Here is an 8,873-nt window from a genome sequence, read left to right as displayed (position 1 = left end):
TCGTCGGTGACGTTGCCCATGGCGATCTGCGCGTTGACGTAACCGCTGATCTTCAGGCAGGTGTCGGAGCCGGGAATGATGAAGCCGGCGATGTCGCCGACCTTGCAAACCTTGACGTATTCAGCGGCCGGAGCGCCTTTCTTCGTCGGAAGATCGGCGGCCTGCGCGCCGGCGACGACCACCAGAGTGGCCGCTGAGCCGAGCAGTAGGCTCTTCATGACAGTCATAATTCTTGACCTCCAGTGAGTCGCAATTGGGAGCGGTAAAAACCCACGGCCTTCGTCGTCGAGCTCTGCGCGCGCCGAGCGAATAAGCCCCTGTCCACCGGTCCCCCAGTCCCTAGTCCGCCGGCCTTCGCCGGTTCTCCGGCGTTCCCGTCAGACGGCTCGATTCGCACCCGGGAACTCCCGTGCACGCAAAAGACGATACGCCCAGGAGAATACAACTAAAACGCGAAATCGTCGGATTCCCGCCTTGATCGCCGCTTTTCGCGTATATGTTGCATAAAGGTCACGAGCGCTACTTATGCGTGTCCCGGTGGCGCGCGTGTCGCTTGCGACGGGGCAAGTCCTTGTCAGCCAAAGGCGATTGGAATTGTGGAGACGAGCCGGAAAGAAGCTGCGGTCAGCCGCAGAGCGGCCGGCTCATCGCTCCGGATGGAGGCTGCGGACCGTCGCGCTGCGCCTCGCCTCGCCGAGCCGGCGGTAGGTGCCGAAGACCAGGTCGAGCGAGGGGTTGGAGACTCCAAACCACAGCTTCTCGCTGATATAATGGTGGCGCAGGTGGTACTGCTTGATCCAGCGCCCGAGCGGGGTCAGCGGCCGGATCGGCGTATGGGCGACGTAGTGCGTCCATTCATAGTGGAGGATCGCTGCGACGACGCCGAGCATGGTCGAAGCTGTCGCGGCGAGGCCAAGGACGAGCGCGACCAGCGCGGCGGTGAGCGCGAGATTGGGGACGAGGAACCACAGCGGCAGGAACAGCAGGTCGAGCCGGTCGGGCTCGACGTGATGGTCGTAATGCAGGCGATGCTGCAGTCGCCGCACGAATGCATTGCGCGCCGGCCGCGCGTGGAAGGCGAAGCGGTGCATCAGGTATTCGCTGCCGTAGAACAGCAGCGCGCCGATCACGACGTCGAGCGGACGAAACGGGGCGAGGCCGAAGACGATCGTCCCGAGAAGCGCGAGCGCGCAGACGGCGAGCGCCGCGGTCGCGCCGTGGCGAAAAAATGTCCCGAACACGGACGCCCTCCCTAGCGGCCGAAGCCGAGCCACTCTAGCGCGCGCCGGCCGTCGGCGCCATCAGGCGGCGGCGCTGTCGGGGTTCGTCGGCTTTTCGAAGATCGCCTGGATTTCGACGCAGGCCCAGGGCGCAAGGGCGCCGAGACGGCGATTGAACCGCCACCACCAGCGATGGTGCTCGAGCGGCCGCAGCGGCCCGCCGGAAATGACGCGGAAGCCGCGCACTTCGACGAGCTCGAGGCCCAAATGGCGGCGGATCTGGCGCAGAAACGAGCGCTGCGAGAAGGTCTGGATGTGGCTCCATTGCTTGTTCGGCCGCCAGGCCAGCGAGGCTTTCACCCAGGCGTGGCGCAACGCGGCGAGCGGGGGCAGAAAGATCGGCACGCCGACGCACACTTTGCCGCCCGGCTTGGCGACGCGCGCCAGCGCGGCGATCGCCAGATCGACGCGCGGCAGGTGTTCCAGCGCCTGCTCGCAGACGACGACGTCAAACGCGTTCGACGGCGTGCTCGGATTGCCCGCCATCAGGTCGTCGGCGACGATCGCGGCGTAGCGTTCACGGCGATAGATCGTCTCGATCTCGATCTTGATGTCGGAGCCGTGCATCTCGATCGCCGCGCAGTGGGCGCGCGGTTCCAGATGTCGGAACAGAATGCCCGTGGCGCAGCCGATGTCGATCAGCCGCAGCGTGCAGCCCTGCGCCAGCGCCCCGGCCGCCCAATTGTCGATGTCGTCGGCCAGCGCGTCGTAGCGGGCCTGTCGAAGACTGTAATATTCCGCCCTTCGCGGATCGACCCCGTAAGCGAAACCGGCCCTGGGGAAGGTCGACGCTCGATTGTCGAACGTTTGAACCTGCGTCACTTGAACGCTCCGAGGCGCGGAGGCGACCGCGACATCGAAAAAGTTGATTGGCTCGCGAGGCGGCAATGCGGCGGCGCGATTACGGATTCGTATTGAAAGGCGCGGCGGCGCTTGCGTCGCGAGGGCCGCAGACGCAAGAATGGAATTGCACTGGGAATTACGAGGGTGACGATGAATCGACGCGAGCTGCTTCTCGGCGGCGCGGCGCTGCTCGGCGGCGCGGCGCTCGGCGCGCCGGCCCGCGCTGGCGTCGCGCGCGCCTTCGACCAGGATCTGTGGCCGCCGGTCGACAGCCGCGAGGCCTTCGTCGCCTGGATGAAGGACAATCGCGGCGAGGACGCCGGATTCCTCGGCCAGCGCTGGGACCGCTACTTGCAGTTGATTTCGCATAACGACGTCTGGGACCGCGCCGACAAGCGCGCGTTCCTGATGACGCCGCGCGAGGAGTTCGTCACCGCCGAGAACCTCTCGCGCGCCTACGAGTGGCACTATCTCAACATCGGCTTCGGCGTCACCATCACCGGCCCGCATACGGTGGCGCGCATGACCAACACGCTGGCGGTCAGGCCCAGCGACAAGGTGCTCGAGATCGGCACCGGCTCGGGCTACCAGTCGGCTTATCTGAGCTACCTGACCGACAGGCTGTGGTCGATCGAGATCATCCCCGCCTTGGCCATGCGCACCCGCGGCGTCTACGATTCGCTGATCGCGCGCGGCTACAAGGAATATGCGGCGATCCAGACCAGGACCGCCGACGGCTATTACGGCTGGCCGGAGGCGGCGCCGTTCGACAAGATCATCGTCACCTGCGGCATCGACCACATCCCACCGCCGCTGCTGCAGCAGCTCAAGCCCGACGGAATCATGGTCATTCCGGTGGGGCCGCCTGGCGCGCAGCACGTGCTCAAGGCTGTCAAGTCCGTCACCGCCGACGGCTTCGCCGTGTCGCGCTCCGACATCTACAACGGCGCGATCATCCCGTTCGTGCCGTTCACCGGCGGCCACCAGAGCTGACGACGCCTTTCGGCGCGTGCGGGAGAAGGGGGCGCCATAGGGCGTCGAGAGACGCCCGTCGCAATCGACGGGCTTTGGCGCCGGATGAGGGGCGCGACGCGGCGAGGGCCCTCGCTCACACCGCCTTGCCGATCAGCGCGCCGATCCCCGCCGTCACCGCCATCGCCAGCGCGCCCCAGAACGCGACGCGCAGCGTCGGCTTGAGCGGCGGCGCGCCGCCGAGCCAGGCGCTGAGCGCGCCGAGCGCGGCGAGAAAGACCAGCGAGGCCGCCGGCACGGCGGCGACGGTCGCCGCCAGCGGGACGAGGAAGGCGACCAGGGTCGGCAGCGCCGCGCCGGCCGAGAAGCTGACCGCCGAGGCGAAGGCGGCGAGCAGCGCGTTGGCGCCGCCCTGCGCCCCCAGCCCGAGTTCGTCGCGCGCGTGGGCGCTCAGCGCGTCCGTCGCCATAAACTGCTCGGCGACCTGGCGCGCGAGCGCCGGCGCAAGGCCGCGCCGCTGATAGATCGCGGCCAGCTCGTCGGTCTCGATCTCGGGAAAGTTCTCCAGCGCGCGCCGCTCGCGTTCGAGATCGGCGGCCTCCGAATCGGCCTGCGAGCTGACCGAGACATATTCGCCCGCCGCCATCGCCATCGCCCCGGCGGCCCAGCCGGCGCCGGCGGCGGTGAGGATCGCGGCGCGGCCCGCCCCTGACGCGGCGACGCCGACGATCAGGCTGGCGGTGGAGATGATCCCGTCATTGGCGCCGAGCACCGCCGCGCGCAGCCACGAGGCGCGGCGAACGTAGTGGGAAGCGGGGGGCGGCATTCGTGAAGACTCTCGCGAAGCGGGTCGAAGGCGCGCCCCGCAAATACCACGCGACCGTGACGACCGGTATGGCGCCGCTGTAACGCCCGCGGAAGCGCAGTCCAACCGCCGCAAATTCAGGCGCGCCGATAGCCCTCGAGCGAGGCGTCGTCGACGTCAGGCAGGTTCACGACGATGTTTTCCGGCGTGCGGCAGGCCAGCCACCACAGTTCTTCGGTCGTGCTCATATTGGCTTCGAGGTGAGGCAGGAACGGCGGAACGAACATGAAATCGCCCGCCGACATCTCTACGAACTCCTGGTAGCTCTTGCCGAAATAGATGCGGGCGCTGCCTGACAGCAAATAGGCGCCGGTTTCGGCTTCGCCGTGGTGGTGGGGCAACGAGCGGAAGCCCGGCGCGTTGCTCGCCTTGCCGAACCACAGCTTTGTCGCCGAGGTGATCGTTGGTCCGACCCCCGTCATCAGCGCCAAGCCGCCGGACTGAGCCGTGGCGCCGCTCTCGGCGCCTTTCCTGGTCACGATCGGTCGATCATTGGCGCCCATCCCCGTCTCCCGCCGACTTTGCGATCCGCTTCACAACGTCGAGCTTGCCGATGACGAGTGGCCTTGGCAAGCCGACGCGACGCGCGGCGCGTGACGTTTGACGATCTTCTCCCAGAGCGTTCCGCCCTTAGGCCGAACCTGCGCCATGGCCGTCCCCGGACTTGGTCCGGGGACGGCCATGACGCAAAGGGTGAATCCAACCAACTTCAATTCACTCTAGCGGGCGGACAATCCTGCGAACGCGCCCGCAAACGTCTTGGGCAGCGGTCGCGCGTAGGGCCCGAGCTTCGAAGTCGCGAGGCCGAGCCCGACCAGCGCCTCGGCGAGCTTGACCGCGGCGGCGACGCCGTCGACGACCGGCAGCCCGTGGCGGCGCGCCAGCGCGGCGGCGAGTTCCGCCATGCCGGCGCAGCCGAGCACGATCGCCTCAGCGCCGTCCTCGGCGATCGCGCGGTCGATTTCCGCCGACATTTTCTCGCGCGCGCCGGAGGCGGGATCGTCGAGCGCCAACACCGGGACTTCGCAGGCGCGCACGCGCGCGCAGCGCGTCGCGAGGCCGTATTTCATTAGATTGGCCTCGATCGGCGCGATCGAGCGCGACAGCGTCGTGACGGCGCTGAAGCGATGGGCGATCAACGAGGCCAAATGAAACGCCGCCTCGCCGATGCCGATCACCGGCCCGCGCGCGGCTGAGCGCGCCGCCTCGAGCCCGGTGTCGTCGAAACAGGCGACGATGAAGGCGTCGAAGCCGGCGGCGTCGCCCTTGGCCACTTCCTCGACCAGGCCCGGCGCGGCGAAGACCTCGTCGAAATAGCCCTCGATCGACGCCGGGCCGCTCGCCGGATTGACGGCGACGACTTCGACCCCCGGCCCCGCCGCGGCGCGCGCCGCCGCGCCGATGCGCTGGGTCATGCTCGCGGAGGTGTTGGGATTGACGACGAGCAGCCGCATCGCCGCCTCACGCCTGGCCGGCGTCGGAGCCGTGGCGCGCCTGGCGCGCGCGCAGGATGGCGATCGCGCCGAGGGCGACGGCGATGACGGCGAAGGAGACGGCGGTCGTCGACGTGCCGAGCGCATAGATGTCGGGCGTAGTCACCGTCGTCGTCAGCGCCTGCAGCTCCATCGGCAGGGTGTTGTGCTCGCCCATCGCCTGGCTCGAGCGCGCGATCTCGTCCCAGGAGAGGGTGAAGCCGAACAGGCCGACGCCGATCACCGACGGCAGGACGATCGGCAGCACGACGTGGCGGAGCGTCTGCCACGGCGTCGCGCCGAGATCGCGCGCCGCCTCCTCGTAGCGCGAGTCGAAGCGGTTGAAGATCGCGAACATCACCAGCAGGCCGAACGGCAGCGTCCAGGTCAGATGCGCGCCGAGCCCGGAGGTGAACATACCCATCGTCGTCGTCAGGCTGTCGGCGATCCAATCCGGCGCGTTCGCCTTGAGGAAGTCGTCGAGCATGCGGAACTCGAGCGCGATGCCGAGCGACGTGACGATCGAGGGCACGATCAGGCTGGCGATGGCGACGTAGAACAGCAGGTTGGCGCCGAGGAAGCGCTTGCGGAAGGCGAGCCCCGCGCTCAGCGACAGCACGACCGTCAAGATCATCACGACGATCCCGAGCTCGAGCGAGCGCTTGAATGCGCCGGTGATGTCGACGATGCCGTTCCCCTCCCACAAGCGGTAGAACCAGTGCAGCGACACGCCGACGAGCGGGAACGTAAGCCCGCCGGTCGGTCCCTGGAACGACAGGATGAAGATGACGATCATCGGCCCGTAGAGGAACAGCACATAGAGGCCGAAGAAGGCGGCGAGCGCATAGAAGGCGAAGGAGCGTCCCTCGTTCATGGGCTAGAGCTCCTTGCGGATGTCGACGATGCGGTTGAGCACGGCGATGATCAGCATCGTCGCGCCGAGCAGGATCACCGCGTTGGCCGCCGCGGGCGGGAATTGCAGCGCGCCGAGGCGCGTCTCGATCACCTTGCCGGCCGAGGCGATCTGCTCGCCGCCCATTTCGTCGAAGGTGATGAAGTCGCCCATGACGATGGTGACGACGAAGATCGAGCCGATGGCGATGCCCGGCTTGCACAGCGGGATAATGACGTTGGTCAGCATCTGCCAGCCGCTCGCGCCGGCGTCGTAGGCCGCCTCCATCAAGCGGCGGTCGATGCGCATCATCGAGTTGAAGATCGGCGCGACCATGAAGAAGGTGAACAGGTGGACGAAGGCGAGCGCGACCGAGAACGGCGAATAGAGCAGCCATTCGACCGGCGCGTCGACGACATGCGCGCCGACCAGCATCTGGTTGACGAGGCCGTTCCTGCCCAGCAGCGGAATCCACGAGATCATGCGGATGACGTTCGACGTCCAGAACGGGATGGTGCAGACGAGGAACAGGGTGATCTGCGCCGTCGTGCTACGGACGTGGAAGGCGAGGAAATAGGCGACGGTGAAGCCGATGACCAGCGTCAGCGCCCAGACGATGAAGCAGAACTTCGCCGTCGAGACGTAGGTCTTGAACATCGTGCAGAGGTTCGGCAGGTCGTTGAGGCAGCCGTCGAAGCTCTCGACGTAGCTGCGCGTCGTGAAGGTCGGCAGCATCTGGTAATCGTTGTAGTCCCAGAAGCTGACGATGACGACGAAGACGAGCGGCAGCACGAAGAACGCCGCGAACACCAGCCCGAACGGCGCGGCCTGCAGCCAGCCGGGGACGCCGTAGGAATCGAGGTCGCGGCGGGCCGCCATGAGCGTCGAGACCCTTTTGAACGGGTTTGAGGGGCGCCGGCGCGACGCGCGCGCCGGGCTTCGTTTTCAGCCGGCGGGGCCGCTCACGCCGCGATGAACTCGTTCCACTTGCGGACCATGTAGTCGTTCTCGTCCATCACCGCGTTCCAGCAGGCGACGCTACCCATGCGATCGTCGTACGAGCCGCCGTCGCGCGTCGCCCCGGCCTTCTCGAGCAGCGAGCCGTCCGGACCGTGAATGTCCTTCTCGGCGGGCTTGCCTTCCATCCAGTAGGCCCACTCGTAGGGCTCCATGTTCGCCTTCGCGGTGGAGAGCACCGCAGAGTAGTAGCCCTGGCGATTGAGATAGGCGCCGGCCCAGCCGGACAGGTACCAGTTGACGAACTCGTAGATCCATTCCTGCTGCTTGGGCGTCGTGCCTTTCGACATGCAGAAGCCCGAGGCCCAGGAGCGGTAGCCTTCCTTCAGCGGCTGGAACACGCAGGGGATGCCCTTCGAGCGAACGGCGGTGACCGCCGGCGACCACATCGACTGGATGACGGTTTCGCCCGAAGCCATCAGGTTGACGCTCTCGTTGAAGTCCTTCCAGAAGGCGCGGAACTGCCCGGCTTTCTTGGCGTCGGTGAGCACGCCGACCGTCATATCGATCTCGGTCTTCGTCATGTTGCCCTTGTCGGGATACTTGTACTTGCCCATCGACTCGACGACCATCGCGGCGTCCATGATGCCGATCGAGGGAATGTTGAGAATCGCCGCCTTGCCCTTGAATTCGGGGTTGAGCAATTCGGCCCAGTGTTCGATCGGCCGCTTGATGAGGTCGGGGCGGATGCCGAGCGTGTCGGCGTTGTAGACAGTCGGGATCAGCGTGACCCACTCGGTCGGCGTGGCCGAGAACTTGGTCGAATGCTCGCCTTCGAGGAACATCACCTTCTTGGGCGCGGTGCCCTGGTCGCCGATCACCTTGCCGTTCGGCAATTGGCCCTTGGTGAAGACCGGCGTGATGTTGTCGAATTCCTTGATCTTCTTGGCGTCCATCGGCAAGATGTTGCCCGACGGGACGAGCTTCTTGAGGCTGAAATATTCGGTGTCGAGAATATCGAACGAGTTCGGCTGGGTGATGACGCGCTTGGTGACGTCGTCCGTGGTGGCGACGATGTTCTGGAGCGTGATTCCGGTGTCTTCCTTGACCTTCTTGATGATGTCGTCGCTCTGGTTGACGGCGGTGCCGAGATAGCGCAGCACCTTCTCCTCCTGCGACCACACCGCAGGCGCCGGGAAGCTCGAGACCGCGCCCGCGCCGGCGAGGGCGCCGGCGGCTTTCAGGACATTGCGCCGCGTGACGCCGGCGCCGGCGTTAGTGTGTCTCTTCGTCATGCTCTCTCCTCCTTAACAAGACCGGCGCCGCTCAGGACGCAGGCAAAAGCGGATGCTCGTCCTCATCGGCCCAGGCGAGGCCTATGCGGTCGCCGATAGAGAGCGGCGTGTTGGCGAAGGCCGCATCGCCCAGGATCGCGGAAAGGTCACGCGCGGGGCCGCTTTCGAGCCCGACCGTATAGTTCGCGCCTTGGTATTCGATGCTGGTCACAACCGCCCCTAGGCGCGATGTGTTGGCCGTCTCGCTGACTACGGTCACGCGGTCGGCGCGCACGGCGAACTTGCCGGCGCCGTTGG

At 66.7% G+C, this 8,873-nt stretch carries 11 protein-coding genes; 1 reads left to right on the top strand and 10 read right to left on the bottom strand.

The genetic code is table 11. The features are described 5' to 3' along the window. The 3 genes from ABSF49_RS17850 to ABSF49_RS17840 all read right to left on the bottom strand — a co-directional run. On the bottom strand, positions 1-227 hold a 227-nt coding region (locus ABSF49_RS17850; protein ID WP_424113995.1), incomplete at its 3' end, for a porin. Between the two features lie 417 nt (positions 228-644). Next, entirely contained in the window at positions 645-1,241 is a 597-nt protein-coding gene (locus ABSF49_RS17845; RefSeq protein ID WP_424113994.1) for a sterol desaturase family protein, read from the bottom strand. Between the two features lie 60 nt (positions 1,242-1,301). Beyond that, positions 1,302-2,102 (bottom strand): class I SAM-dependent methyltransferase, encoded by an 801-nt coding sequence (locus ABSF49_RS17840; RefSeq protein WP_424113993.1) that lies wholly within the window; start codon positions 2,100-2,102, stop codon positions 1,302-1,304. A 171-nt stretch (positions 2,103-2,273) separates the two neighbouring features. On the opposite strand from ABSF49_RS17840, the gene ABSF49_RS17835 reads away from it, so the two are divergent. Continuing rightward, positions 2,274-3,116, top strand: a complete 843-nt coding sequence (locus ABSF49_RS17835; protein ID WP_424113992.1) for a protein-L-isoaspartate O-methyltransferase family protein — start codon at positions 2,274-2,276, stop codon at positions 3,114-3,116. Between the two features lie 115 nt (positions 3,117-3,231). Here the strand turns inward: ABSF49_RS17835 and ABSF49_RS17830 are convergent, their stop codons facing one another. The 7 genes from ABSF49_RS17830 to ABSF49_RS17800 form a co-directional block, all read right to left on the bottom strand. Further along, the gene (locus tag ABSF49_RS17830; protein WP_424113991.1) at positions 3,232-3,921 is read right to left on the bottom strand and encodes a VIT1/CCC1 transporter family protein; all 690 of its coding nucleotides are present in this window, start codon (positions 3,919-3,921) and stop codon (positions 3,232-3,234) included. A gap of 116 nt (positions 3,922-4,037) precedes the next feature. Beyond that, entirely contained in the window at positions 4,038-4,439 is a 402-nt protein-coding gene (locus ABSF49_RS17825; RefSeq protein WP_424113990.1) for a cupin domain-containing protein, read from the bottom strand. Between the two features lie 240 nt (positions 4,440-4,679). After that, complete coding sequence (locus ABSF49_RS17820; RefSeq protein WP_424113989.1) at positions 4,680-5,414, bottom strand: aspartate/glutamate racemase family protein; 735 nt, start codon at positions 5,412-5,414, stop codon at positions 4,680-4,682. 7 nt (positions 5,415-5,421) lie between these two features. Beyond that, entirely contained in the window at positions 5,422-6,306 is an 885-nt protein-coding gene (locus ABSF49_RS17815; protein WP_424113988.1) for an ABC transporter permease, read from the bottom strand. A gap of 3 nt (positions 6,307-6,309) precedes the next feature. Next, entirely contained in the window at positions 6,310-7,203 is an 894-nt protein-coding gene (locus tag ABSF49_RS17810) for an ABC transporter permease (RefSeq protein ID WP_424113987.1), read from the bottom strand. 83 nt (positions 7,204-7,286) lie between these two features. Beyond that, a complete protein-coding gene (locus ABSF49_RS17805) occupies positions 7,287-8,576 on the bottom strand; it encodes an ABC transporter substrate-binding protein (RefSeq protein WP_424113986.1) in 1,290 nt (429 codons plus the stop codon). 31 nt (positions 8,577-8,607) lie between these two features. Continuing rightward, positions 8,608-8,873 (bottom strand): TOBE domain-containing protein (locus tag ABSF49_RS17800; protein WP_424113985.1); only part of this gene is annotated, 266 nt, incomplete at its 5' end.

The sequence above is a fragment of the Roseiarcus sp. genome (assembly GCF_049514155.1).
Taxonomy (GTDB): domain Bacteria; phylum Pseudomonadota; class Alphaproteobacteria; order Rhizobiales; family Beijerinckiaceae; genus Roseiarcus.
The sequence above is the reverse complement of the archived record's forward strand: the minus strand, read 5'-3'. Positions and strand labels throughout refer to the sequence as shown.

Bases quoted from the DNA above. Each gene is read 5' to 3' on its own strand.
- ABSF49_RS17805 (WP_424113986.1), bottom strand. From the start codon at position 8,576: ATGACGAAGAGACACACTAACGCCGGCGCCGGCGTCACGCGGCGCAAT.
- ABSF49_RS17810 (WP_424113987.1), bottom strand. From the start codon at position 7,203: ATGGCGGCCCGCCGCGACCTCGATTCCTACGGCGTCCCCGGCTGGCTG.
- ABSF49_RS17815 (WP_424113988.1), bottom strand. From the start codon at position 6,306: ATGAACGAGGGACGCTCCTTCGCCTTCTATGCGCTCGCCGCCTTCTTC.
- ABSF49_RS17835 (WP_424113992.1), top strand. From the start codon at position 2,274: ATGAATCGACGCGAGCTGCTTCTCGGCGGCGCGGCGCTGCTCGGCGGC.
- ABSF49_RS17820 (WP_424113989.1), bottom strand. From the start codon at position 5,414: ATGCGGCTGCTCGTCGTCAATCCCAACACCTCCGCGAGCATGACCCAG.
- ABSF49_RS17830 (WP_424113991.1), bottom strand. From the start codon at position 3,921: ATGCCGCCCCCCGCTTCCCACTACGTTCGCCGCGCCTCGTGGCTGCGC.